This is a genomic window from Pseudomonas oryzihabitans NBRC 102199 (assembly GCF_000730625.1).
GTDB lineage: Bacteria > Pseudomonadota > Gammaproteobacteria > Pseudomonadales > Pseudomonadaceae > Chryseomonas > Chryseomonas oryzihabitans.
Map to the genome: position 1 here is coordinate 248,178 of NZ_BBIT01000002.1, position 23,111 is coordinate 271,288.

Annotated in this window: 25 protein-coding genes; 5 read left to right on the top strand and 20 right to left on the bottom strand. The window is 66.9% G+C overall.

What is annotated here, in order from left to right; all coding sequences use genetic code 11:
• Positions 1–59: 59 nt before the first annotated feature.
• From POR01S_RS02610 to POR01S_RS02630, 5 genes are all read right to left on the bottom strand, one after another.
• A complete protein-coding gene (locus POR01S_RS02610) occupies positions 60–314 on the bottom strand; it encodes a DUF2790 domain-containing protein (RefSeq protein WP_027599750.1) in 255 nt (84 codons plus the stop codon).
• A 165-nt stretch (positions 315–479) separates the two neighbouring features.
• Positions 480–1,652: an MFS transporter gene (locus tag POR01S_RS02615; protein WP_042133556.1), complete on the bottom strand. Its 1,173-nt coding sequence runs from the start codon at positions 1,650–1,652 to the stop codon at positions 480–482.
• Between the two features lie 77 nt (positions 1,653–1,729).
• Positions 1,730–2,218, bottom strand: coding sequence for a DUF3237 domain-containing protein (locus POR01S_RS02620; RefSeq protein WP_042133558.1), 489 nt, complete (start codon positions 2,216–2,218; stop codon positions 1,730–1,732).
• 41 nt (positions 2,219–2,259) lie between these two features.
• Positions 2,260–3,594, bottom strand: a complete 1,335-nt coding sequence (locus POR01S_RS02625) for an alginate export family protein (RefSeq protein ID WP_042133560.1) — start codon at positions 3,592–3,594, stop codon at positions 2,260–2,262.
• A gap of 127 nt (positions 3,595–3,721) precedes the next feature.
• A complete protein-coding gene (locus POR01S_RS02630) occupies positions 3,722–4,984 on the bottom strand; it encodes a serine hydrolase domain-containing protein (RefSeq protein ID WP_042133561.1) in 1,263 nt (420 codons plus the stop codon).
• A gap of 142 nt (positions 4,985–5,126) precedes the next feature.
• Here POR01S_RS02630 and POR01S_RS02635 point away from each other — a divergent pair, with 142 nt between their 5' ends.
• The 3 genes from POR01S_RS02635 (at position 5,127) to POR01S_RS02645 (ending at position 7,116) form a co-directional block, all read left to right on the top strand.
• A complete protein-coding gene (locus POR01S_RS02635; protein ID WP_027601977.1) occupies positions 5,127–5,747 on the top strand; it encodes a TetR/AcrR family transcriptional regulator in 621 nt (206 codons plus the stop codon).
• Positions 5,748–6,086: 339 nt separating this feature from the next.
• Positions 6,087–6,437, top strand: coding sequence for a CidA/LrgA family protein (locus POR01S_RS02640; protein ID WP_042133563.1), 351 nt, complete (start codon positions 6,087–6,089; stop codon positions 6,435–6,437).
• On the top strand, positions 6,430–7,116 hold the full coding sequence (locus POR01S_RS02645) for an LrgB family protein (protein ID WP_042133565.1): 687 nt from the start codon (positions 6,430–6,432) through the stop codon (positions 7,114–7,116). Before POR01S_RS02640 ends, POR01S_RS02645 begins: the two co-directional genes overlap by 8 nt.
• A gap of 50 nt (positions 7,117–7,166) precedes the next feature.
• On the opposite strand, the gene POR01S_RS02650 is transcribed toward POR01S_RS02645, so the two are convergent.
• The 6 genes from POR01S_RS02650 to POR01S_RS02675 form a co-directional block, all read right to left on the bottom strand.
• Positions 7,167–7,667 (bottom strand): hypothetical protein, encoded by a 501-nt coding sequence (locus POR01S_RS02650; protein ID WP_027599746.1) that lies wholly within the window; start codon positions 7,665–7,667, stop codon positions 7,167–7,169.
• 187 nt (positions 7,668–7,854) lie between these two features.
• Complete coding sequence (locus POR01S_RS02655; RefSeq protein ID WP_042133567.1) at positions 7,855–8,412, bottom strand: hypothetical protein; 558 nt, start codon at positions 8,410–8,412, stop codon at positions 7,855–7,857.
• A 282-nt stretch (positions 8,413–8,694) separates the two neighbouring features.
• A complete protein-coding gene (locus POR01S_RS02660; RefSeq protein WP_027599744.1) occupies positions 8,695–9,123 on the bottom strand; it encodes a nuclear transport factor 2 family protein in 429 nt (142 codons plus the stop codon).
• A gap of 342 nt (positions 9,124–9,465) precedes the next feature.
• Positions 9,466–11,304: an amidohydrolase gene (locus POR01S_RS02665; RefSeq protein ID WP_042133569.1), complete on the bottom strand. Its 1,839-nt coding sequence runs from the start codon at positions 11,302–11,304 to the stop codon at positions 9,466–9,468.
• A gap of 73 nt (positions 11,305–11,377) precedes the next feature.
• Positions 11,378–11,941, bottom strand: a complete 564-nt coding sequence (locus POR01S_RS02670; protein WP_042133570.1) for an antibiotic biosynthesis monooxygenase — start codon at positions 11,939–11,941, stop codon at positions 11,378–11,380.
• 66 nt (positions 11,942–12,007) lie between these two features.
• Entirely contained in the window at positions 12,008–12,694 is a 687-nt protein-coding gene (locus tag POR01S_RS02675; protein WP_027601982.1) for a hydrolase, read from the bottom strand.
• Between the two features lie 269 nt (positions 12,695–12,963).
• On the opposite strand from POR01S_RS02675, the gene POR01S_RS02680 reads away from it, so the two are divergent.
• A complete protein-coding gene (locus tag POR01S_RS02680; RefSeq protein WP_042133572.1) occupies positions 12,964–13,425 on the top strand; it encodes a Rid family hydrolase in 462 nt (153 codons plus the stop codon).
• Here the strand turns inward: POR01S_RS02680 and POR01S_RS02685 are convergent.
• Positions 13,422–14,360 (bottom strand): LysR family transcriptional regulator, encoded by a 939-nt coding sequence (locus tag POR01S_RS02685; protein WP_223855448.1) that lies wholly within the window; start codon positions 14,358–14,360, stop codon positions 13,422–13,424. The genes POR01S_RS02680 and POR01S_RS02685 overlap by 4 nt on opposite strands.
• A 335-nt stretch (positions 14,361–14,695) precedes the next feature.
• On the opposite strand from POR01S_RS02685, the gene POR01S_RS02690 reads away from it, so the two are divergent.
• On the top strand, positions 14,696–14,917 hold the full coding sequence (locus POR01S_RS02690) for a hypothetical protein (protein WP_027599739.1): 222 nt from the start codon (positions 14,696–14,698) through the stop codon (positions 14,915–14,917).
• Between the two features lie 129 nt (positions 14,918–15,046).
• Here the strand turns inward: POR01S_RS02690 and POR01S_RS02695 are convergent, their stop codons facing one another.
• The 8 genes from POR01S_RS02695 to POR01S_RS02730 form a co-directional block, all read right to left on the bottom strand.
• The gene (locus POR01S_RS02695; protein ID WP_027599738.1) at positions 15,047–15,292 is read right to left on the bottom strand and encodes a hypothetical protein; all 246 of its coding nucleotides are present in this window, start codon (positions 15,290–15,292) and stop codon (positions 15,047–15,049) included.
• Positions 15,293–15,562: 270 nt separating this feature from the next.
• Positions 15,563–17,152: a gamma-glutamyltransferase family protein gene (locus tag POR01S_RS02700; RefSeq protein WP_150338848.1), complete on the bottom strand. Its 1,590-nt coding sequence runs from the start codon at positions 17,150–17,152 to the stop codon at positions 15,563–15,565.
• Positions 17,153–17,163: 11 nt separating this feature from the next.
• Entirely contained in the window at positions 17,164–18,036 is an 873-nt protein-coding gene (locus tag POR01S_RS02705; RefSeq protein ID WP_042133579.1) for an ABC transporter permease, read from the bottom strand.
• Positions 18,033–18,980: an ABC transporter permease gene (locus POR01S_RS02710; RefSeq protein ID WP_042133581.1), complete on the bottom strand. Its 948-nt coding sequence runs from the start codon at positions 18,978–18,980 to the stop codon at positions 18,033–18,035. The genes POR01S_RS02705 and POR01S_RS02710 overlap by 4 nt, the downstream gene beginning before the upstream one ends.
• 2 nt (positions 18,981–18,982) lie before the next feature.
• Positions 18,983–20,485 carry an ABC transporter substrate-binding protein gene (locus POR01S_RS02715; RefSeq protein WP_042133583.1) on the bottom strand — a complete coding sequence of 501 codons (1,503 nt, stop codon included), beginning with the start codon at positions 20,483–20,485 and terminating at the stop codon, positions 18,983–18,985.
• Complete coding sequence (locus tag POR01S_RS02720; RefSeq protein ID WP_042133585.1) at positions 20,482–21,405, bottom strand: oligopeptide/dipeptide ABC transporter ATP-binding protein; 924 nt, start codon at positions 21,403–21,405, stop codon at positions 20,482–20,484. The genes POR01S_RS02715 and POR01S_RS02720 overlap by 4 nt, the downstream gene beginning before the upstream one ends.
• Positions 21,402–22,388 carry an ABC transporter ATP-binding protein gene (locus POR01S_RS02725; protein WP_027599732.1) on the bottom strand — a complete coding sequence of 329 codons (987 nt, stop codon included), beginning with the start codon at positions 22,386–22,388 and terminating at the stop codon, positions 21,402–21,404. The genes POR01S_RS02720 and POR01S_RS02725 overlap by 4 nt, the downstream gene beginning before the upstream one ends.
• Positions 22,385–23,107, bottom strand: coding sequence for a FadR/GntR family transcriptional regulator (locus POR01S_RS02730; RefSeq protein ID WP_027599731.1), 723 nt, complete (start codon positions 23,105–23,107; stop codon positions 22,385–22,387). Before POR01S_RS02730 ends, POR01S_RS02725 begins: the two co-directional genes overlap by 4 nt.
• Positions 23,108–23,111 lie beyond the last annotated feature (4 nt).

Here is a 23,111-nt window from a genome sequence, read left to right on the forward strand (position 1 = left end):
AGTCCGGCTAAGGGAGGCGCCTATTCAGGCGCTCCTTCGGCACTGAGTCGACTAGCGCCTCAATTCTGGTTGTAGCAGCCGTTGCCGAACACCTGGTAATCCAGCTCATGTTCCCGGCCAGCGTGATCCAGATAGTCGAGGCGGGCCGTGACGATCCCGCATTGGGCGCTCAGGTCGGTCTGGCTGACCACCCGGTCGACGTCGAGGGGAACGAAGAAGCCGGGCTGGTCGTGGATCAGGGCGGGATGGTCGGGAGCGGCCAGGGCGGAGCCGGTGGCGAGCAGACCGAAGAGACCGAGCAGCAGTGCTTTCATGATGAGTCCTCTTGAGTGGGGTAGCTATTCGCTGACCGGGCCACTCTAGGGGGACAGGAGGGACGTCAGCCTGACCGGCGCATGACAAATCGGTCATGGAGGTTTTCGTCTGGTCGCGCAGAAGGACGAGAGATCCGCGCGGACCTCTTACCAGGCGCCCAACGCTCAGACCGAGCAGTCCAGCGTCTTGCCCGGCACCCGGCGCCGCCCGCAGGACAGCATGACGATCACCAGGACGCAGCCGATGAGGATGGCCCCTGAGGACAGCACGAAAAGGCTGCGCCGGTCGTTACCTTCGATGATCAGGCTCAGCAGGGTCGGCGCCGCGGCGGCCGAGGCGACCTGCACCACGCCGACCAGCTTGGTCAGGCGACCGCTCGGATCGTGGGTTACGACCGACGACATGTAGTAGGACAGCGCCAGGTTCCAGCCGAAGTTCATCAGGAACACCGCGATCATCAGGTCCGAGGCCGTGTGGATGCGCGTGGCCAGCAGGTAGATGGCGCCGAGCACGGCCAGGGAGCCGGTGAGGATCATCGGCACCCGGCCGAGGTGCCGCCCGGCCAGGCTCGGCAGCGCCGCACCGGGCAGGCCGCCGAGCAGGCCAAGGCTGATCGCCCAGCCGATATCGACCGGTGCCACCCCGGCGTCGCTGGCGATGCCCTCGACGAAGCCCCACAGCGAATAGATCGACAGCTGCAGGAACAGCATGCCGAGCAGCGAGCAGACGCCGATCACCGTCAGGCCGGAGCGTAGCGACGCCTGGGAGACGGATCGTGTTTCCGGGCTGTGCCTGGCCGGCAGGCAGAGGCTCAGCAGGCAGACCAGGGCGAACCAGGCTGCCAGGTAGTAGATCGCCCCGGCGAAACCCTGCCACTGGGCGATCATCGGCATGATCACCGCGCTGCTGGCGAACAGGGCGGTCTGCACGAACAGCAGGATGCCGAAGGACCTGTCCTGGCCCGGCATGCTGCCCAGCCAGTAGATGGCGTAGGAGTAGAGCACACCCGAGCAGAGACCCGAGAGACCGCGCAAGGCCAGCAGCGGATCGAGCGTGGTGACGCTGGCGGTCGCGGTGTTGGCGAACAGCAGGAGCAGGGCGGTGCCCAGGGCCAGGGTGCGCGGACCGAGGAAGCGGATCATCGGCAGGTACAGCAGCGTCCCGACGATGGAGCCGCACATCTCCACGGACAGGGTCCAGCTCTGCTGCGCCAGGCTCAGGCCGAGGCGTTCGGTCAGCAGTCCGATAAAGATCGGCTGCACACCGATGACGAGGATCGAGGCGGCGGCGATGGCGATGCACGCGGCGCGTACCAGGGTTTGATGGGCGATGGTCATGGTCATTTACCTGCCGGCTCGGCCACGGCGGGGCCTGCCGCTTCAGTAGAAAGCCGTGCTGCGAGAAGGGTGGGCGGTCAGGTGAGGCGATAGCAATGGATGGCGACCCGGTCGGCGGCGGGATAGCCCACCTTGCCGATCATCACGCTACGGGTCAGCCAGTCGAGTCTGCCGCTGGCCACCTGGAAGCGCGGCGTGCAACTGCAGTGATAGTCCTCCTCGGCGATGGGCCAGAGGCCCTGGGCGACCTGCGCCCGGCCCCGGTCGCTGAGGGTGATCAGGCCGGTGTTGTGGATGTTGATCCACTCGCCCTGGTCGCTGCGCAGGCTGTAGCGAGCGTCCAGCTCGCCCACGCCATCGCTGCGCAGCAGATAGAAATCCGCGCCGCCGGCGATGACTTCGCCGCGCACGTTCAGGCCTTCGAACTGCCCGCCGGTGATGCGGTAGTTGCTGCGCTGGCCATCCGTGCAGGCGCCCAGGCCATCGGCCGGATCGATGATCACATGCAGGCTCAGCACCCATTCCAGCGTCGGCACGGCGATCCCGTTTTCTGTCTTGGTATTCATCACGCTCTCCTGTGCCCCTCGGGGGCAGTGGTGGCTGGTGGTCAGTAGCGATAGGTGAAGTACAGCTCGAGGGCGCTGAAGCGCTCGGTATCGCCGAACGCCTGGCGGGCGGCCGACCTGGCCTGCACCCAGTTGTACGAGAGCGAGCCGTAGAACTGCCGGTTGGGGGTCCAGTCGAGATACACCGCGGTCTCGTCGGCGAAACGCCGATCGCTGACCGCGGCGCCGCGGAAGTTGGCCTGGTCGAGCCAGAACTGGTAGTGGATGACGCCGAGGGTGAGGGTGTCGCCGAGGCGGTTCTTCAGCGAGAACTGCTGGACGCGCTCGTTGCTGTTGAACAGCAGGTAGTTGCCCACCACGTCGCCGATCAGCCAGGTGCTCCAGTCCGTGAACCCCTTGCTCAGCGGGTCCCAGGCTTTCTGGCGATTGTCAGTCGGGTTGCTGTCACCGGAGAAGACGGCGTAGCGATAGCCGAGGGTGGGGCTGAAGGGCAGGTCCTGGAATTGATAGTCGGCCTGGGCGTACCAGGCCCTGGCGTCGTAGCTGAGGGCGCCGTCACCGCCGCGCTGCACCGCGTATTCGCCATTGAGGGCGAGGTTGGGCAGGCCTGGCAGGTGACCACGCAAGGCCCGCAGGTTGTATACCCGCATGCCGTCGCGGCGGACCGCGGTGCTGCCTCGGCTGGCCAGGGTATCGACCGTCATGGCCAGGGCGCCGAGGGTCACCTGGCCGTCGAGGTCGTAATCCAGGTTGGCGCCGCTCAGGCGGAAGTCGCCGTAGTGATCGTCGGTGCGCAGGGTAAAGACCTGGGCCTGGGCTGGACCTTGGCCCCACGCCAGGATCGCCGAGTCGCGAAAGGCAGTGCGCGGACCGAGCCAGTAGGCGCCATCGCCGAACAGATCGAGATTGCCGTCCATGACGATGAAGCCGGTGCCGACCATGAAATTCTGGCGGCCCGCGGTGAATTTCCAGTCGCCCAGCTGCACCCCGGCATAGAGCTCTTCGGGGGCGAAACGGCCGTCCGAACTGCGGGTGAAGCCACCGGCATCGCCGTCGCCAAAGGTGGTGGCGCCGACCACCGAGCCCCCGGCGAGCAGATGGAGCCTGTCGCTGAGCGAATAGTCGAGCGTGACGCCGGGTTTGACGTAGAACTCCTGCCAGGCGCTGCGGCTGCCGTTGTTCTGGCCGCTGCGGGCATCCACGTGCCCGGCACCGAAGTTGACGCCCCGGGTGCTGATGGAACCGGCGCCCACCGTCAGGTTGAGGTCACCTTTGAGATTCTCGTAATCGAACGCATAGCCCGCCAGGGCCGGCTGGCTGGCCAGCGGCAGGCCGAGCGCCAGCAGTACGCCGGGGAGGCGCTTGGTTGTGCACATGTGGAGCTCCTGACTATTTTTCTTGTATTACAGGGCAGTGAAGGATGGCCAAGGCGACCACCGGATACCTGACAGTGCAGGTGGGAGCGCTGGCGAGGCGGCGCTCTTCGATCTCGTTAGGGGTGGATCAACCGCGCAACCGGGCGGCAATGGCGCGCAGCAGGCGCACGGTATCGATGTCCAGTTCGGTGACCGCCTCGGGCAGCGACGACTGCTTGACGATCACCACCTCCGAGGCGAAGTCGACGAACAGGTACTGGCCGTGGATGCCGCTGGCCATGAGGGCCGGGCTGTGGTCATTGAAGACGTACCACTGGCTGCGGTAGGAGGCGCCCGGGGTCCAGTCGGAGAAGTCCTGGTGCACGCCATAGACGGCCGGATCCCCGCCGGCGGCAATGGCCTCGATCACCGCCTGGTCGATGACCTGCTGGCCATCGACTACGCCGCCATTGGCCAGTATCAGGCCGAAGCGGCCCATGTCGCGCAGGGTGGCGTTGAAGCCGGCGCCGGCGACACTGCGGCCCCAGGGATCGGCCATGAAGTAGGCGTCGCGCTCGCAACCGAGTTGCTGCCATACCCGCTGCAACTGCTCGGCGCAGCCCAGGCCGCTGGCGCGCTCCATCACCCAGGCCAGCACCTCGGTGGTGGCGGTCACGTAGTGGAAGAGGCCGCCGTGCTCGCCTCTTTTGCGCAACGACGGCAGGTACTGGTACAGCGACTCGTACTGGGCGTACTCGGACGGCGCGGGCTTGAAGCCACAGGCATAGCCGTACTGGGAGCTTTCCGAAGTCGGATCGTCGTACAGCTCGGTGTAGTGGACGCCCACGGCCATGTCGAGCAACTGGCGGACGGTGGCGTCACCGAAGGCGCTGCCGGCCAGTTCCGGCACATAGCGCTGGGTCGGCGCCTGGGCATCGAGCACGCCATCGTGGATGAGTTGCTCGCCGAGCAACCCGATCAGCGACTTGGTGACCGAGAACATGATGTGGCGGTCGGTGGCGACCTGGCCGTTGAAGTAGCGCTCGTACACCACCCGGCCTTGGTGCAGCACCAGAAAGCCGTCGGTCTTGCTGGCCTGCAGATGGTCGAGGGCGCTGACGCTGCGGCCGCAGCTGCTCTCGAATCTCAGTTCTTCGAGGGCCTCGGGTGCATGGGCCAGCACCCTGTCCGGTCGCGGTCCGGCCGCCACCTCGATGGTAGGGCGCAGGCGCGCCAGATGGCGGAAGCCCCAGCGATTGAACGGCGGTGACATCCAGTTGGCCCAGGTCACGCGCCGGTCCGGCTCGGCCGGAAAACCCTGCATCAGTACGGGCTCTTGTTCTTGTCTGTCGTACATCTCGCTGACTTCCCGACCCCGGGAAACCAGGGAGCGATCGAGGCTCTGGTTCATCAGACTCATCCTGGCAGTGGCCCTGCGTAGAGCAGGTACGAGAAAATAATTAACCCCGTTAATTTCTTTAGTCAATAAAATATTTTCTTTGCCGAAGCCTGGCCAGCTATCCTCTCTGGCACCCCAGGAATCAGGAGCGACGGTGAGCGGGCTACGCGAACGTCAGAAGGAATCACGCCGCACCGCCATCTCGGCCGCGGCGGTCATGCTGTTCCAGCGCCAGGGCTTTCGCGAGACCACCGTCGAGCAGATCGCCCGCGAGGCCGGCGTCTCGGCGCCCACGGTGTTCAAGTATTTCGGCAGCAAGCACGAGATCATCCTGGAGATGATCAAGGAGTCCGATCGCCGGGCCCTGGTCGACGTGCGCCGGCACCTCCGCGACTTCGCGGATCCCGTCGATGCGCTCTGCCACCTAGAGCACCTGCTGGTCAGCTACGCGCTGGATGTCCTGCCCGCCGCCCTTTGGCGCGAGCTGCTGCCGCTGGTGCTGGTGGGGGGCGACAGCGGCCTGCCCCTGGCCTACCGGCAGATGAACAGCGGCCTGCAGGACGAGATCGCCAAGGTGCTGCGCGAGTTGCAGGCCGCCGGCAAGTTGCGCGCCGACCTGGATGTGCAACTGGCCGCCTTTCTGCTCAACGACTACTCCCATCTGCAGCTGCTGCGGCTGACGGCCAGTGACCCGCTGGATCGCGAAGGCCACGCGGCCAACGTGCGCAACACCACGCGCCTGATCTTCGAGGGCATGCGCGCGCTGCCGGCGTGAGGCGCCAGCGGCGTCATCAGTCGTGGCGGTGTCTTTGCGGGTCGGCTGGCGTCTCGTCAGGTTTCGCTCAGGGGTGCTCTACGGCGCTACGATTGCGAGGGCAGGGGGCAGGCGAAGCGAATCGCGGCGCCAACCCAACAGTGAGCCGACCAAGGCGAGCGCCTCTCACCTATCCCGGCAGGGAGGTGCCCAGCCCTTTTCAGATGCGCCTATAGTGAGTCCGCGCGCAGCAGGTGAACGTTGAACCGCCTTATCGGCGGCGATCGATACTCCTGCCGTATCCAACGGGCCGGTGCGGCGCGTGCGGGCTGCTCAGAACAACAAGGTAATGGAGTGCTTATGCCTATAGCGGGCTTCTTGATGCTGGTGGGTTGCTATCTGGCGGGCGTCTATCTGACGACTCATATAGGCGGCATTCCGGCCAGCGTCATAGGGATCATCGTCCTCTTCGCCCTGCTGATGCTCTTGCGTCGCGTGCCGGAAGGCGTGGAGACCATGGCCGGCAACCTGCTCAGGTACCTGCCGCTGATGCTCGTGGTGCCGGCGGTGGGCATCGTCGATTTCAGCGGTCTCGAGGCGTCGGTGTGGTTGCGCCTGGTACTGGTCATCGCGCTGTCTCTGCTGGTCACGGTGCCGCTGTGCGGCTGGTTGCTGCAGTACCTGATCGGACGGAGCAAAGACCATGGCTGATCAATCCCTCGCACCCCTGCTGGCCCTGTCCCTGACGCTCGCGGCCTATCAGCTGGCGCTCGTGCTGCAGCAGCGCCTGCGCCTGGTCATGCTGCAACCGGTGCTGGTCACCACGGCCATCGTCGCCACCGTGCTCTGGATCGATGGCATTCCCTACGAGCAGTATCGAAGCGCCAGCGGGATGCTCGCTATGCTGCTCGGGCCCACCACCGTGGGCCTGGCCGTTCCACTCTACAAGAATGCCCAGCGGGTGAGGGCACTCTGCACGCCGCTGCTGATAACCCTCGTGGTCGGTGGCGTGGTGGGCGTCTCCCTGACCCTGGCCCTCGGCTGGCTGTTCGGCTTGTCCGAGACCCTGCTGATGAGTCTGGTGCCCAAATCGGTCACCATGCCGATCGCCTTGCCGCTGGCGGATCATTTCGGTGGCATCGCGCCCCTGACCGCGGTGATCGTCATGCTGACCGGCGTGATCAGCACCACGCTGGCGCTGCCGCTGCTCAAGGTCTGCAAGGTAGAGGATCCGGCGGCCCGCGGCCTGACCCTGGGCATGAACGGCCATGCCATAGGCACCGCCCATGCGTTGCGCGAAGGTCAGGAGACGGCGGCCTTTTCGGCACTCGGCATGATCCTGCTCGGCATCCTGACGGCACTGGTGCTGCCTTGGGTGCTAGGTGCCTGAGCGACCTTGCCCGAGCGGGCGGGAAGGGGCGTGGCAGGCCAGTCCGGGCGTCACGGCCTCGGGGGCTCCTGCAGGGCTCGCCGCAGACCGGCATGGCCCAACGAAAAGGCGATGCCGTCCTCGGCCAGGCCCAGACCCGCGTTGATCCAGGTGTCAGCGGCGTAGCGCTTGCGCAGTCCTATCGCGACCCGGGCGGCGACACAGGCCGCCGTCGCCCCGATCATGGCAGGCAACAGCCGCGGTTGCCGCCGCGCGCCGGCGAGAGCTGCCGCGCTGAGGCCGCCGGACAGGGCACGGACCAACATAGAGGGCGCTATGGTACGGTCCGGGGCGAAGGGCAGTTTGTCGCCCAACAGCTCGCCGGCCGCCAGGGGCAGCAGGTACTGCCGTACGGGCTGCGACGCGAGCGTGCGAGCGGGTTCGCAAGCTTCGTCGAGGTCCGCACGTTCCGCCAGTGCCCGGCTGACCAGGGTCGGCGCCAGCATGCTGCGCATGCCCGTCACCACGCCAATGGCCAAGGCGCCCCACAAGACATTGCGGGCTGTCGTCATCGTCGAGTCTCCCAATGGTCGTTCCAATAGGGACCGGATCCACGGGTGGCTGTTCAGCTGGATGGCACCACGGGTCGCACGCCTGCTCGTATCCAGGGATGCCCGCCTTCCGGTCTCGCGGCGCGGACGCTCTCGCTACCGGTCCTGTCGTCAGGAAGCGGCGACGCTCCTGCCGGATGGGGTGTGATCAGGCACTTAGCAGTGCCCGGACGTGGGGCCGCCAGGGTTTGTGGACCAGCCGGCCCTTGAGCAGGTCGGCATCGGTATCCAGCAGCCGCGAGGTCCGGAAATGGTCCCAGTCGTGCTGGAAGGCCGAGCGCGAACGCAACAGCTGGAGCTGCGCCAGCACCACCCGTTCTTCCTCGGCCGAGCTGCAGGGGTCGATCCAGTCGATGCGACGGCGCTCGCGATCCACCTTGCCGGCCATGACCAGGTGGCCGTGGCGATCGGAGACGGAGATCCGCTTGGGGTGAAAGTCGAGCGCCGCCACGGGGGTCGGATAACGATCCTGGCGGACCGCCGCCAAGGCGATCCGGAGGACGTCATCGAGCACGCCGCACTGGCCGAGCTGGACATGCCCGGCGACATGGAAGGTGCCATGCCCGGCGTCTTCGAAGCGCTTCATCGTCCCGTGCAGCAGGATGGTGAATTGCCGCTCGAACAGATCCTGGCGAAGCGAAGTGCCCGGTACATAGGGGTTGCTGACGAAGGGCTGGCCTTCGAAGTGTCGAATGATCAGATCCATGATGCCTCCAGCGTCCTGGAATCCATCATGCCCCCGAAAGGATGATGGATTCCTTAAGGGTAGACGACGCAGGCGGGAAGCCAAGTCGGGCCGGTGATCCGCACCCCGCCCGGCGGAGGGAGTAGGGACCTTGCCATCTGATCATCGCCGCACCCCATGGCTTGCCTGGAGCAGGGACGGAGGGTGCGCGCCCGAGCCGTCCACCTGAATTCGGCGGGCGGCTCGTGAGGAGGCAGGTGCGCGCCCGAGGCCTAGGCGACGTTCAGTGACTGCTCGGGGCTATCAGAAGCGAAAGGCCTGGCGACCGATCAGCAGCCAGTGGCCGTTCTGTTTTTGCCAGATCTGGAAGTTTTCGATTTCGGTGGGCACGACCTTCCCGCTGTTCACGGCCTGGGCGGAAAAGTGGTTGCGCACCAGGGCGACGTCACCGGACAGCGTGATCTTCTGATTGAGCATCTTCAGCTCGTTGAAGGCGCTTTTGCCCGTTTCGATGTCGGCGATGAAGGCCTTCTTGTCCTGAATGTTGCCGCTCGAATGGCCGTAGGTCAGGTTGTCCGCGGTCAGGGCATCGAGTTGCGCGATATCCTTGTGCCACATGGCTTGGGTCAGCTTGTCGACCGCAGTGGCGACATCGCCTTCATCGCCGGTAGCCGCGGCGACATAGCCGCTGAACAGACACAGGAAACCTACCGCCAATTTCAGCTTTTTCATGCGCGTATCCTTTTGTTGTAGTTGTCGAAAAGGGGGCGTAGCAGACGTCACAGGACGACCCTTCTTGTCGGTCATCGTATGACTATTGGATTGTGCCTGGCGGAAAGGCGTAAGGCCAGCCCTGGCCACATTCCGCGGAAGGCGGAATGCCTGGCCTGTTGGCTGCGACTGGCTGGCACCTGCAGGTGCCCGCAGAACCCAACCCGAGGCCGGCAAGCGCCGGGATGCTGGGCCCGCGCGTCTGGTCCCCGCCTGAGCGCAGGGACCAAGGTGCTTTGGGCCCTCAGGAGTGGTCATTGCCGCGACCGCAGCGAGCCAACAGCGATTGACGGCGGTGCAGGGCTAGAAGGCGAAGCACGAGCAGCCGAAGGCCCCCCAGAAGCCCTGGTGGTCACTGACCGGCACCGAGCTGCGGCGTGCGCGATCGTGCTGGTGCTGGTGAACGGCGCAGGAGCCGATGCACTGGTGGAGGCTGGCCGCCAGCGGGGCCGCGGGACGCCAATGGCCAGGTACGATGGCCACCGGTGACCAGTCCGGCATGACTGGTACGGCTGGCGGTGCCAGGTCAGCGAATTCGCTGGCGGCATGCACCACCTTGCCCCCGACCACCGTCAGCACCGATTCGAGCCATTTGATCTGCTCTTCCTCGACGCTGAAGAAATCGGCCGAGAGCGCCACCAGATCGGCCAGCTGGCCGACCTTGAGCTGTCCCTTCTTGCCTTGCTCGCTGGAGAACCAGGCGCTGCCGTGGGTGAAGAGCTGCAGGGCGGTGGCCCGGGGCAGGCCTTCCGGATAGAGGGTCATGCCGCCGACGGTCTTGCCGCTCACCAGCCAGTAGAGCGCGGTCCAGGGGTTGTAGCTGGCCACCCGGGTGGCATCGGTACCCGCCCCGACCGGTACGCCTTCGGCGAGCATGCGCTTGATCGGCGGGGTGGCCTCGGCCGCCTGGGCACCGTAGCGGTCGACGAAGTATTCGCCCTGGAAGGCCATGCGATGCTGGATGGCGATGCCGCCGCCCAGGGCCCGGACACGCTCGATGTTGCGCGGGCTGATGGTTTCGGCGTGATCGAACAGCCACGGCAGGCCATTGAAGGGGATGTCGCGATCGACCTTTTCGAAGACATCGAGCATCCGCGAGATGGACTCGTCATAGGTGGCATGCAGCCGGAACGGCCAGCGCTGCTCGACCAGATGGCGCACCACCGGCTCCAGTTCGTCTTCCATGCTCGGGGCCAGATCCGGCCGGGGTTCGAGAAAGTCCTCGAAGTCGGCGGCGGAAAACACCAGCATCTCGCCGGCGCCGTTGTGTCGGAGAAAGTCGGTGCCCTGGTGCAGGGTGACGCTGCTCGTCCAGTGCTTGAAGTCGTTCAGCTCTTCCTTGGGCTTCTGCGTGAAGAGGTTGTAGGCGATGCGCACGGTGAGCTGGTCGTTGTCGGCCAGCTGCTGGATCACCTGGTAGTCCTCCGGGTAGTTCTGGAAGCCGCCGCCGGCATCGATGGCGCTGGTGACGCCCAGGCGATTGAGTTCGCGCATGAATTGCCGGGTGGAGTTGACCTGGTATTCCAGCGGCAGCGTGGGCCCTTTGGCCAGGGTCGCGTAGAGGATGAGGGCGTTGGGCCGGGCGATCAGCATGCCGGTGGGATCGCCCTTGGCATCGCGCTGGATCTCGCCGCCGGGTGGGTTGGGGGTGTGACGGTCATAGCCCACCGCCCGGAGCGCCGCTCGATTCAAAAACGCGCGATCGTAGAGGTGCAGCACGAAGACCGGCGTGTCCGGCGCGGCCCGATTCAGTTCCTCGACGGTAGGCATGCGCTTTTCGGCGAACTGGAATTCCGTCCAGCCACCCACCACCCGCACCCACTGCGGCGTGGGCGTGCGCTCGGCCTGCTCCTTGAGCATACGCAGGGCATCCGCCAGCGACGGAACACCCTCCCAGCGCAGCTCCAGGTTGTAGTTGAGGCCGCCGCGGATCAGGTGCAGGTGCGAGTCATTGAGGCCGGGGATCACACAACGCTGCCGCAGATCGATCAGCCGCGTCGCCGTGCCACGAAAGGCCATGGCCTCGGCATCGGTGCCCACCGCGATGAAGCGGCCATCCCTGATCGCCACGGCGGTGGCCTGGGGTTGCTGGGGATCGACGGTGTGCAGGCGACCATTGAACAGAATCAGATCGGCGCTCATGGGTAGGGTCCTTGTGAACGAAAGGAAGGGTTGTAGAGGGCGAAAGGGTGAGGGCAGGGGCCGGGGCCACGCCCTAGGCGGGGTCGGCGGTCAGCCAGGGATCCAGCATCCGCGTGGCCAGCGGCATGAACAGGTACACCACCAGCACCACGATGCTCAGGGTGATCAGCAGGTTGCTCATCAGGTAGCCGGCCAACCAGGGCGCCACGCCGAATACCGGTTGCCAGAGCGCGGGTACCAGCAGGCTCAGGGGCAGAATGACCAGGAAGCTGATGACCACCTGCTTCCACCGCGGCGGTGCCTGCTCGGCCGGCCGGGGCGCGAACCAGAAGTCCTTGCCGAGCCGGACCTCGGTGTTGTCGCCGTCCTGCAGCCAACCCTGTGCCTGGCTGACCAGCCACTGGCGGGCGGAGGACGCGAGCCAGTCCTGCAGGTGCTGCATCTCGTCGAAGCGCAGCACCGAGGTGAACTGCAGGGCATCGCCATGGCGTTCCCGGCCGACGTCCACCCCGAGGTGCCCGGGGAATTGACTGGCGGCCTCGATGGTCTGGTGCAGCCAGGTTTCGTAGCGCCGTTCGTGCTGCGGATGGACCTGGTGGCGGACGACCAGGGTCGCGGTAGTAAGAGCGGGGTTCATGAGCAGGACTCCTGCCTGGACTGGGGAAGCGCCAGCCCCGCCTGATACGGTGGGGCTGGCAGGGGCTCAGACGGCGGCGGCGACCGGGGCCAGGGTGGGGCCGTGGGCGATACGCTCGGGGGCCTTGTGCACCATGGTGTAGGCGTAGTCGACGCCCATGCCGTAGGCGCCGGAATGCTCCTTCACCAGGGCCATGACGGCGTCGTAGGTGTCGCGGTTCTTCCAGTCGCGCTGCCATTCCAGCAGGACCTGCTGCCAGGTCACCGGAATCACGCCGGCCTGGATCATGCGCTGCATGGCGTAGTCGTGAGCGGCCTGGGTGGTGCCACCCGAGGCGTCGGCGACCATGTAGATCTCGTAGCCGGCGTCGTGCATGGCGGAGAGGGCGAAGGTGGTGTTGCAGACTTCCGTCCAGAGGCCGGAAACGATGATCTTGTTGCGGCCATTGCGCTTGAGCGCATCGCGCACCTTCTGGTCGTCCCAGGAATTCATCGAAGTGCGCTCCAGCAGCGGCGCCTCGGGGAACACGGCGAGCAACTCGGGATAGGTGTGGCCGGAGAAGCTTTCGGTTTCGACCGTGGTGATGATGGTCGGCACGTTGAAGATCTTGGCGGCCTTGGCCAGGCCGACGGTGTTGTTCTTCAGCGTCTGGCGATCGATGCTCTGGACGCCAAAGGCCATCTGCGGCTGCTGGTCGATAAAGATCAGTTGGCTGTTCAGGGGGGTCAGGACTTCGGTTTTGGAGTTGTTCATGGCTTCACCTATCGATTGAGTGTGGTTTGGGATGTGCTCCGGGCGGCGATCTGGGCGGCTCGCCTTCAAGGGGGCGATGGCCTCGTTCGCAGCGGTTGTGACCGGAACTGCTATCCAAGGTAAGGGATCAATCGAGGCTGTGCTTGTGCACTTTTGCGCCTTTGAAAGCGCAAATTTGCGCCATTGGATTCGCCAGGGGGCTGCTAGGGTGTGGCCTTCCAATCACCCGGATTCCACAGCGCGAATCCACTTTCCGCGAGGAACAGGCAATGGCAGCAGCACAGTTGAGGGACAAGGACACGGCGTACTGGGGCGTGCCCTGGGAGCAGGCCTACGGCTATCCGCAGGCCCGTCGGGTGGGTGACGAAATCTTCGTCTCGGGGCAGTTCAATCACAACGCGGACGGCAATCTGGTAGCGCCGGCACCGCTGGACAGCGAGGGCCGCCCCAGCGACTTTTCCACCATGGGCGAGCAGATGCGCACCGCCTACGACAACATCGCCACACTGCTCGCGCTCTATGGCGCCACCCTGCAGGACGTCGTCGAGGAAACCCTCTATGTGCTGGACATGGACGCCGCCTTCGCCGTCGTCGGCAAGGTGCGCAAGGCGGCCTACGGCTGCGAGGCACCGCGCTGCGCCAGCAACATCATCGGGGTTTCGCGGCTGGCCCAGCGCCCGCAGCTGATCGAGATCGCCTGCCGGGCGGTGATTGGCAGTCGCGCGCGCTAGGCAGAGGCTTCGCGCTCTTCGGGCGCAGTGGCAAACGGGCGCTGACCTTCCACCAGCGCCTTCTGCTCGGCCACCGCCGCCGCACAGAACGCCATGAAGGCCTTAACACGCCAGGACTTGCGGATGTCCTGATGGGTCAGCAGCCAGAGTTCGTCGTTGAGCTCCGGCACCACCGGCCCAACGCGCACCAGGCCGGGCGTGGTATCGCCCAGCATGCAGGGCAGAAAGCCGAAACCCAGCCCCGCCACGATGGCCGCACTGGCGGCGGCCACCGAGTCGGTACGGTAGGAGACATCCTCAGGCGCCACCCGGCATTCCAGATAGGCAGCTGCCTTGAGGTTGGCCAGGGCGGAGGTGTAGGACACCCAGGCCTGACCGGCCGCATAGGGATCCTCCTGCCGCGCACCGCCACGACTGCCATAGGCGGCCCAGGCGATGGTGGCCAGCTTGCGCCCGACCAGGCTGTCGGCGGGCTTCCTGGTGGCCCGGATCGCGATGTCTGACTCGTCGCGGGCCAGACTCAAGGTCTGATTCCCCACCAGCACCTCGATGGTCATGCCATCGTTCGCCGCCTTGAAATCGGCGATGATGGGGGTCAGGAAGTACAGCAGCAGCGAGTCGCTGGTGGTGATGCGCAGCTTGCCCAATGGCCCCTGGGCGGCGCGGGATACCCGTCGGGCGACGCTGACGATATCCAGTTCGACCCGCTCGCCCAGGGCGCGGAGCTCTTCGCCTTCGACGGTCAGCTGGTAGCCGGAACGCCGATGGTCGAACAGGGCGACACCCAGGGTTTTCTCCACCTGCGCGACCCGTCGGGAGACGGTGGAGACGTTGATGCCTAGTTTCTTGGCAGTCGCCGCGCGATTGCCGGACTCGCTGAGGGCCTTGATGATGCGCAGGTCGTCCCAGGACAGCTGGCTGACCGCCGCCCCCACATCCCAGCGCGCTGCAGCCTGATCAGGTTGGCTTGGAGAAGCCGGTTTTGCTGAGGCGTCCACACCTGAGGTTCCGTCGGTTGTTGTCGGGCATCATACGAAAAAGGCCATGGCAGAACCACGGTCGGGCAAGGGCGCTGGCGGTACCTGCAGCCATGCGGGCCTTCCACGGGCGTATTTGGCGGGCGGTCACTGGCGATTCCCCCGGCCAAGTGCCGCTCAGTCATCAATATGGACAGTTCATGCGATAACTGATGTATTCATCAGGCCGTCACGAATGATGATGGCAATAAGCCAGTCGGCAATCGACAGCAGTGCTTTCAGGTAAGACCACCATGGGCATCGACGACACCGAATTTCCGCCTCGCTTCACCCTGACCAGTCCGCTGGACCTGAACCGGGTCATGGATCAGGCCCGCCTCGATCAGGGCTTCATGCGCCGGGTCATCACGGTGCTGGAAGAGTGTGGGGTGGACGATCGTACCGACGACGAAAATGCCCTGCTCGAATGGGCACGCAGCTTCCAGCGTCGCCAGCCGGACGAGGCTGAAGGCTAGAAGGCCGGAGATGCCCGCGCCGGGCGTTGGCCCACCTGGTTCAGGCATTGCGCCTGGTCCGAGCCTTTCCGCGGCCGACCGATCCTTGGAGGGGCAGCCACGGCCTCCCGATCCGGCGTAGACGTGGCGTCAGCCCTGATCCGGGCTTCCCGTGGGAACCGTTTCCGCCACCAATCCCAGAGGCACAGGCGCCAGCAGCGCCGTCTCGGCCACCATGTCGGCCACCCGTTCGTTGAGATCCTGTACGGCCTGGAGCACAGCCTGGACGTTCGGATCGTCGCAATCGACCTTGCCCAGCCGCCTGGCATTTTCCTGTAACTGACGATGGAGGCCGAGCAGCGCCTCCCGGGCTTGGCTCTGGGGATCAGGATGCATGGCGAGGTCTCAGGCTCTTGTCTGGTTGATGGCGCCTGGCCACTATGTCCACATTGCTTTGGTATCGCAATAAACATTAAGACGATGCCGCTACCTTTCGACGAGTGGCGGCAGGGGCAGGGGCGCGGATAGGCACGGTGTGGCTGAAACGTTCTGGCCAGATTTCCAGCCACACCCTGGCACGCCCAAGGCCGACCAATCTCGGCGCCTCAAGCTAAGGTCGAACAGCCTGAGCCGCCGCGCCTGGCCTAGGGGCCGCCGCTTTCAGCTTCAGTAGCCGGCCACCAGGCCATCCTTGCGCGGATCGGAGCCGCCCACGTAGCCACCGGCAACGCGCTGGATGATCTGGGCGCCGCCGAAGGCGAACACGCCGGAGGGCTCTTCCACCGTCACCTCGTGGCCCAGGGCCCGCAGTGCTTCCAGGGTGGCCGGGTCCAGGCTGCTTTCCACCGCGACCCGGCGGCCGCCTTCAAGGCGCCAGCGTGGTGCGTCGGCGGCGGCCTGGGGATTCTGCCGGTACTTGAGGATGCGCAGCATCAGTTGCAGGTGCCCCTGGGCCTGCATGGGGCCGCCCATCAGGCCGAAGGCCATCAGCGGGGTGCCGTCGGCGTTCATGGCGAAGCCGGGGATGATGGTGTGGAAGGGTCGCTTGCCCGGCGCCACGCTGTTGACGTGATCCGGCGCCAGGGTGAAGCCGGCGCCGCGATTCTGCAGGCTGACGCCGGTACCCGGCACCACCACGCCCGAGCCGAAGCCCATGTAGTTGGACTGGATGAAGGAAATCATCATGCCGCTCTCATCAGCCGCCGACAGGCAGACGGTGCCGCCGGGGCGTGGGGCGCCATAGCCGGGATCGCCGGCACGCGACCCGACCAGTCCGGCGCGTTCGCGCAGGTAGGCCGGGTCCAGCAGGTGTTCGGCCTGGACGCGCATGTGCGCGGAATCGGTGACGTGCTGGTAGAGATCGGCCAGTCCCAGCTTCATGGCCTCGATCGAGCGGTGCAGGGTGGCGGGGCTGTCCACGGGATCCGCGCCGATGCCGGCGGCTTCGAGGATGCCCAGGCCGGCGAGGGTGGCGATGCCCTGGCCGTTGGGCGGCAACTCGTGCACCACGGCGCCGGCGAAGGGTACCGAGAGGGTGTCGATCCAGTCGGCCCGGTGGGCGCGCAGATCCTCTTCGTCCAGCACCGCTCCGTGTTCGCGGGCATGGCGGGCCATGGCCTGGGCCAGTTCGCCCTGGTAGAAGGCAGCACCGTTGCTTTCAGCGATGGCCTCCAGGGTTCGCGCGTGGTCGGGCAGGCGTACCAGGGTGCCGGCCCGGGGTACGCCGTTGGCCAGGAAGCAGGCGGCGAAACCGGGTTGGTCCTTGAGCTGCTCGGCGCCGCGGCGCCAGAGTTCGGCGATCACCGGGGTGAGCAGGAAGCCGTCGCGGGCATAGTGGATCGCCGGGGCGGCGAGGGTGGTCAGCGGCAGCTTGCCGTAGCGCTGGGCCAGGGCGACCCAGGCCGAGACGGCGCCTGGCACCGTGACCGCGCCCCAGCCGCGGGCCGGCATGGCGCTCTGGCCGGCGAAGTATTCCGGCGTCCAACCGCGCGGTGCGCGGCCGGAGGCATTGAGGCCCCGCACCTTCTCGCCGTCCCAGACGATGGCGAAGGCGTCGCTGCCGATGCCGCAGCCGGTGGGTTCCACCACGGTGAGCACCATGGCGGCGGCCACCGCGGCGTCCACCGCGTTGCCGCCGCGGCGCAGCATCTCCACGCCGGCCTGGGCGGCCAGCGGCTGCGAGCAGGCCACCAGGTTGCGGCCCATGACCGGCGAGCGAGCCGAGGAATAGGGGTTGTGATAGTCCAGATCGGGCATGGCGAAGGGTCTCATTGGTGACGAGGATCAAGGGCGTCGCGCAGGCCGTCGCCCAGCAGGTTGAAGCCGAGGACGGTGAGGTAGATGCAGACGCCCGGGGCGATGGACATCCAGGGCGCCTGCTCCATGAAGTTCTTGGCGGTGTTCAGCATGGAGCCCCAGGAGGGCATCGGCGGTTGCTGGCCGAGGCCGAGAAACGACAGGCTGGCCTCGGCGAGGATGGCGGCGGCGATGGTCAGGGTGGCCTGGACCACCAGCGGCGAGAGGATGTTGGGCAGGACGTAGCGCCAGAGAATCCAGCGATCCGGCAGGCCGATGGCGCGCGCCCCCTCCAGATAGTCCTCGTGGCGGATGGCGAGCACCTGGCCACGGGTCAGGCGGGCGAACACCGGCATGGCGGACAGGCCGATGGCGATCATGGCGTTGCCCAGACTCGGGCCGAGAAAGGCCCCCAGGGCGATGGCGAGGACCAGGAAGGGACAGGACAGCAGGGCTTCGACCAGGCGTGAGACCACGGCGTCCAGCCAGCCGCCGAAGTAGCCGGCGACCAGGCCCAGGGGCACCCCCACCAGCAGGGCGATGGCCACCGAGACCACGCCCGCCAGCAGGGAACTGCGCGCGCCCCACAGCAGGCGCGAGAGCAGGTCGCGCCCGAGTTCGTCGGTGCCCAGCCAGTTCAGCGCCGAAGGCGCCTTGCGTACCGCCAGGAAGCTGGTCTTGAGCGGATCGAAGGGGGCCAGCCAGGGTGCCAGCAGGGCGGCCAGGGCGAAGGTCAGGATCAAGGCGGCGCCGAGCAGCGCGCCGCGATTGGCGCTGAACTTGCGCCAGAAGGGCGAGCGCGCGGGTCTCAGGGTGGCCGGGCGGGGCAGGGTCAGGGCGTTCATGCGGCGTGCCTCAGGCGCGGGTTGATCAGGCGGTAGAGCAGGTCGGCCACCAGGTTGAGCAGCACGAAGCCCACCGCCACGCAGAGCACCACCCCCTGGACCACCGCGTAGTCGCGGTTGAACACGGCGTCGACGATCATCTTGCCGAAGCCGGGGATGCTGAAGACCTGCTCGGTAAGCACCGCACCGCCGAGCAGTTCGCCGAACAGCAGGGTGGTGAGGGTGACGATGGGCATCAAGGCATTGCGCAGGGCATGGCGCAGGATCACCACGCGCTCGCGCAGTCCCCTGGCTCGGGCGGTGCGTACGTAGTCGGCGCGCAGCACCTCCAGCATGGCCGCTCGGGTATGGCGCATCAGGGTGCCGGAGAGGCCGGCGCCCAACACGAAGGCCGGCAGGATCAGGGTGCGCAGGTTGCGCAGCGGGTCCTCGTGGAAGGGCACGAAACCGGAGGCCGGCAGCCACTGCAACTTCACCGCGAAGAGCAGGATCAGGAGGATGCCGAGCCAGAAGTGCGGGATGGAGATGCCGGACAGGGCCACCAGATTGGCGCCGTAGTCGACCGCCGTGCCCCGGCGTACCGCGGCGAGGATGCCGGTGGGGATGCCGATGAGCAGTGCGATGACGATGGCCAGCAGCGACAGCTCCAGGGTCACCGGCAGCTTTTCGGCGATCAGCGCCGTCACCGGCTGGTCGGTGCGCAGCGAGATGCCCAGGTCACCCCGCAGCACCCCGCCCATCCAGTGCAGGTACTGCACCGGTACGGGATCGTTCAGCCGGTATTTCTCGCGCAGGAATTCCAGCACCTGGGGATCACGCTCCTCGCTGGCCATGGCCAGCACCGGATCGCCCGGCAGCAGTTGCTGCAGGGTGAAGACGAACAGCGACACCAGCAGCAGGGTGGGCAGGGCACTCAGCAGGCCACGCAGGAAGAGGCGCAGCATGGCTATTGCCCGCGGGTGACGCCGGCCAGGCGAATCAGGCCGTCGGGATTGGGGACGAAGCCCTTGAGATCGGCGCGGGTGGCGATGATGCGCGGATCGAAATAGAGATAGAACACCGGCAGCTCCTCGCGCAGCAGGGTCAGGGCCTGGGCATAGAGCGCCTGACGCTGGGCCTGGTCATTGATGGTGCGGGCCTGGTCGAGCAGTTGATCCAGCGCGGCGTTGCAGTAGCGGCCGTCGTTCTGGTTGCCCTTGCAGGTGACGAATTGATGCACGTTGCCATCCGGATCGGGGCGGCCGGACCAGGCGCTCAGGCCGAGCTGGAAGTTGCCGGCGTGCTGTTCGGCCAGCAGGGTGGCGTATTCGGTGGCGACCAGGTTGACCTCGAAGCCGGCCTCGGCGGCCATGGCCTGGATCAGCTGGCCTACCTGCTGGGCGATGGGATTGTTGGCGATCTTCAGCTCCACCTTGACCGGCAGGCTGACCCCAGCGGCCTTGAGCAGCGCCTGGCTGCGCGCCACGTCGCGGGCCGGCACGGCGAAGGCCTTGTCGTAGTAGGGACTGCTCTGGGGGAAGGGCTGCACGCTCGGCGCATAGAGGCCTTCGAACACCACCTGGTTGAGCGCCTCGCGATCCAGCGCCAGGTCGAAGGCCTGGCGCACCCGCTTGTCCCCGGCGAAGGGATTCTTCGCCCGGTCGCCATTGGCCATATTCACCATCAGCTGCATGTAACCCAGGCCCGGGGTGTTGTAGAGGGTGAAGCCGGCCTGGCCCTGCAGGCCCTTGACGTCGGTGGGCGCGACCCGCTCGACGATGTCCAGGTCGCCGGAGCGCAGGTTGGCCAGGCGCACCGAGGTGTCCGGGATGGGCAGGAAGATCAGCCGGTCGAAGTGGTAGGCGCTGGCGTTCCAGTACTGCGGGAAGCGCTCCAGCACGATGCGGTCCTGCTGCACCCGCTGCACGAAGCGATAGGGACCGGAGCAGACCGGCTTGCTGCCCACGTCGCCCGCCGAGGCCTTGGGCGCCAGCATCATGCCGGCGCGGTCGGAGAGCTGGGCGAGCAGGGTGGCGTCGGGTTGCTTGAGGCGGATGCGCACGGTCTGGGGATCGACCACCTCGACGGTATCCACCGAAGCCAGCTCGCTCTTGCGCAGCGAGTCGGGCAGGGTGCGGGCGCGGTCCAGGTTGAATTTCACCGCGGCGGCGTCGAAGGTCTCGCCGTCATGGAAGGTCACGCCTTGGCGCAATTGCAACGTCAGGCTGCGGTTGTCGTCGCTCCACTGCCAGGCGGTAGCCAGTTGGGGCACCAGCTCCAGCTGTGGCGAGACGTCTACCAGCTTGTCGCACAGGGCGGTGTAGACCAGCCGCCCCGAATAGGTCCGCGAGCGGTGCGGATCGAGCACGTCGGGATCGTCCTGGATACCGATGCGCAGGGTGGTCTCGGCCAGGGCGGAGCCGCCGGCCAGGAGCAGAAGGGTGGCGGTGAGCCAGGCGGAGGCTTTCATGGGGTGGACTCCAGAAGGGATTGGTGACGGTTGAACAGGGCCAGGCGGCGCGTGAAGGCGGCGCTGGTGGCGATCAGCGGCGGCGGTGAGGCGCCCGCGCCGGCGATCTCGCGCCAGAAATGGCAGGCCACTCGGCCTTCGCCGGCGGCGGATTCCAGCAGCGGCTTGGCCTCGCGGCACAACGGCCGGGCGTGGGGGCAGCGGGTGTGGAAGCGACAACCGCTGGGCGGCGCCGTGGGGCTGGGCAGGTCGCCGCCGAGCAGGGTGCGTGGCCGCCGCGCCCGCGGATGGTTGACCGGCACCGCGGCCAGCAGCGCCTGGGTGTAGGGATGCAGGGGCGTCTCGAACAGCGCCTCCACCGGCGCCAGTTCGACGATCTCGCCCAGGTACATCACCGCCACCCGGTCGCTCATGTGGCGGATCACGCCGAGGCCGTGGGCGACGATGATCAGGGTCAGGCCGAAGCGCGCCTTGAGGTCTTCCAGGAGGTTCACCACCTGGGCCTGCACCGAGACGTCCAGCGCCGACACCGGCTCGTCGCCGAGCAGCAATACGGGCTCGCCAACGATGTCGGCCACGCTCATGCGCGGATTCAGCGAGGCGAAAGGGTCCTGGAAGATGATCTGCAATTCCTGACGCACCTGACGTAGCGCCGCCGGACTGAGGTTGCCCAGGTTGCGGCCTTCGTAGATGACGTCGCCGGCGGTGGGCGCGAGCAGGTTGAGCAACAGGCGGCCGAGGGTCGACTTGCCCGAGCCGGACTCGCCCACCAGCGCCAGGGTCTCGCCGCGGCGCACCGTGAAGGAGACATCGCTCACCGCCTGTACCGGTGGCTTTGGGCGTTGCAGGAAACCGGCCTGGCCACCGAAGTGCTTGGTCAGGCCGATGGCTTCGAGGATGGGACGTTCCACAGCATTCATGCGGGGGTCTCCAGGTGCTGTTCCAGGGGCGCGCGCAGGCAGGCCACCTGCTGCCCGGGAGCGAGTTCCACCAGGGGTGGCGGCGCGACGCGACAGGCATCGAGGACGAAGGGGCAGCGGCTGGCGAAGCGGCAGCCCGCCGGCATCTCGGCGGGCGTCGGCACCCGGCCGGCGATGGTCGCCAGGCGTCCCGTGCGCGGTCCCAGCGAGGGCATGGAGCCCATCAGGCCGAGGGTGTAGGGATGCTGCGGATCGTCGAACAGCTGGGCGACCGGGCCGGATTCCACCACCCGGCCGGCGTACATCACTGCCATCTCGTCGGCGACCTCGGCGACCACGCCGAGGTCGTGGGTGATGAGGATCATGGCGCTGCCGGTCTCGGCCTGCAGACTGGCGATGAGTTCGAGGATCTGCGCCTGGATGGTCACGTCCAGCGCCGTGGTGGGCTCGTCGGCGATGATCAGCGCCGGGTCGTTGGCCAGCGCCATGGCGATCATCACCCGCTGGCGCATGCCGCCGGACAGCTCGTGGGGATAGGCCGCCAGTCGCTGGGTCGCCGCCGGCACCCGCACCTTCTCCAGCATCTCCAGGGCGCGCTGCCGGGCAGCCGACTGACTGCCACCACGATGGCGCAGCACGGTTTCCATCAACTGTTCGCCGACGGTGAAGGCCGGATTCAGCGAGGTCATCGGCTCCTGGAACACCATGGCCAAGCGATCGCCGCGCAGGTCGCGGCGGCGCGCCTCGGGCATGCCCAGCAGGTCCTCACCCATGAAGCTGGCTTGATGAGCGCGGACCTGGGCGCTAGCCGGCAACAGCCCCATCAGCGCCATGGAGGTCACGCTCTTGCCACAGCCGGATTCGCCCACCAGGGCCAGGGTACGGCCCGGCTGCACGGTAAAGCTCAGGCCTTCCACCACCGCGGCCGGCGCTCCAGCGAAGCGTACGCTGAGGTCGTCCACCACCAATACCGGGGCACTCATAGGGCCTGCTCCAGGGTCTGTTGCAGCACGCTGTCCAGTGCCAGCTGCAGGGCGCGCAGATGGGCGCGCATCACCGCCGCGGCGCGGACCGGATCGCGGGCATCGAGGGCTTCCACCAGGGCCTGGTGGTCATCGTGGTAGGCCAGCAGGCGCTGGGCATTGCGCGCCCGGTGGCGCAGGTCGCGCCAGATCGGGTCCAGGCGGATGGCGTCGAGCATCTCGAACAGGTCCAGCAACAGGCGGTTGCCGGCGGCCTCGGCGATGCTGCGGTGGAAGGCGCTGTCCCACAGCTCGATGGCATCGGCGTCCTCACTGCTGCCCAGGCGTTCGAAGGCGGTGCGCTCGGCCATGCGGCGGATCAGGGCGCGCTGTTCGCCACTGGCGCGCTGGGCGGCCAGGGCGGCGAGATTCGGCTCCAGGTGCAGCCGTGCCTCCATCACCTCGCTGAAATTGGTGCGCGCCGACAGCTGGGTCAGGGTGAGGGCTGCGCTCGGCGGCGTGGGCCCGACGTAGGTGCCCTTGCCCTGGCGGCGCCACACCTGGCCCTCGGCTTCGAGCACCGCCAGGGCGCGGCGGATGGAACGCCGGCTGACGCCGAATTCACTGGCCAGCTCGCGCTCCGGCGGCAGGGGTTTGTCTGGTAGGTTGCTCTGCTGGGCCACCAGGTTGCGCAAGGCATCCAGGGCCAGGCGGGCACTGTCGTCGGTGTGGATCTGCATCGAA

Coding starts and splice junctions, on each gene's coding strand:
- POR01S_RS02690 (WP_027599739.1), top strand. CDS start 14,696: ATGGGCATCGACGACACCGAATTTCCGCCTCGCTTCACCCTGACCAGT.
- POR01S_RS02615 (WP_042133556.1), bottom strand. CDS start 1,652: ATGACCATCGCCCATCAAACCCTGGTACGCGCCGCGTGCATCGCCATC.
- POR01S_RS02665 (WP_042133569.1), bottom strand. CDS start 11,304: ATGAGCGCCGATCTGATTCTGTTCAATGGTCGCCTGCACACCGTCGAT.
- POR01S_RS02720 (WP_042133585.1), bottom strand. CDS start 21,405: ATGAATGCTGTGGAACGTCCCATCCTCGAAGCCATCGGCCTGACCAAG.
- POR01S_RS02670 (WP_042133570.1), bottom strand. CDS start 11,941: ATGAACCCCGCTCTTACTACCGCGACCCTGGTCGTCCGCCACCAGGTC.
- POR01S_RS02650 (WP_027599746.1), bottom strand. CDS start 7,667: ATGACGACAGCCCGCAATGTCTTGTGGGGCGCCTTGGCCATTGGCGTG.
- POR01S_RS02660 (WP_027599744.1), bottom strand. CDS start 9,123: ATGAAAAAGCTGAAATTGGCGGTAGGTTTCCTGTGTCTGTTCAGCGGC.
- POR01S_RS02730 (WP_027599731.1), bottom strand. CDS start 23,107: ATGCAGATCCACACCGACGACAGTGCCCGCCTGGCCCTGGATGCCTTG.
- POR01S_RS02610 (WP_027599750.1), bottom strand. CDS start 314: ATGAAAGCACTGCTGCTCGGTCTCTTCGGTCTGCTCGCCACCGGCTCC.
- POR01S_RS02715 (WP_042133583.1), bottom strand. CDS start 20,485: ATGAAAGCCTCCGCCTGGCTCACCGCCACCCTTCTGCTCCTGGCCGGC.
- POR01S_RS02680 (WP_042133572.1), top strand. CDS start 12,964: ATGGCAGCAGCACAGTTGAGGGACAAGGACACGGCGTACTGGGGCGTG.
- POR01S_RS02625 (WP_042133560.1), bottom strand. CDS start 3,594: ATGTGCACAACCAAGCGCCTCCCCGGCGTACTGCTGGCGCTCGGCCTG.
- POR01S_RS02630 (WP_042133561.1), bottom strand. CDS start 4,984: ATGAACCAGAGCCTCGATCGCTCCCTGGTTTCCCGGGGTCGGGAAGTC.
- POR01S_RS02700 (WP_150338848.1), bottom strand. CDS start 17,152: ATGCCCGATCTGGACTATCACAACCCCTATTCCTCGGCTCGCTCGCCG.
- POR01S_RS02620 (WP_042133558.1), bottom strand. CDS start 2,218: ATGAATACCAAGACAGAAAACGGGATCGCCGTGCCGACGCTGGAATGG.
- POR01S_RS02655 (WP_042133567.1), bottom strand. CDS start 8,412: ATGGATCTGATCATTCGACACTTCGAAGGCCAGCCCTTCGTCAGCAAC.
- POR01S_RS02710 (WP_042133581.1), bottom strand. CDS start 18,980: ATGCTGCGCCTCTTCCTGCGTGGCCTGCTGAGTGCCCTGCCCACCCTG.
- POR01S_RS02645 (WP_042133565.1), top strand. CDS start 6,430: ATGGCTGATCAATCCCTCGCACCCCTGCTGGCCCTGTCCCTGACGCTC.
- POR01S_RS02675 (WP_027601982.1), bottom strand. CDS start 12,694: ATGAACAACTCCAAAACCGAAGTCCTGACCCCCCTGAACAGCCAACTG.
- POR01S_RS02725 (WP_027599732.1), bottom strand. CDS start 22,388: ATGAGTGCCCCGGTATTGGTGGTGGACGACCTCAGCGTACGCTTCGCT.
- POR01S_RS02695 (WP_027599738.1), bottom strand. CDS start 15,292: ATGCATCCTGATCCCCAGAGCCAAGCCCGGGAGGCGCTGCTCGGCCTC.
- POR01S_RS02640 (WP_042133563.1), top strand. CDS start 6,087: ATGCCTATAGCGGGCTTCTTGATGCTGGTGGGTTGCTATCTGGCGGGC.
- POR01S_RS02705 (WP_042133579.1), bottom strand. CDS start 18,036: ATGAACGCCCTGACCCTGCCCCGCCCGGCCACCCTGAGACCCGCGCGC.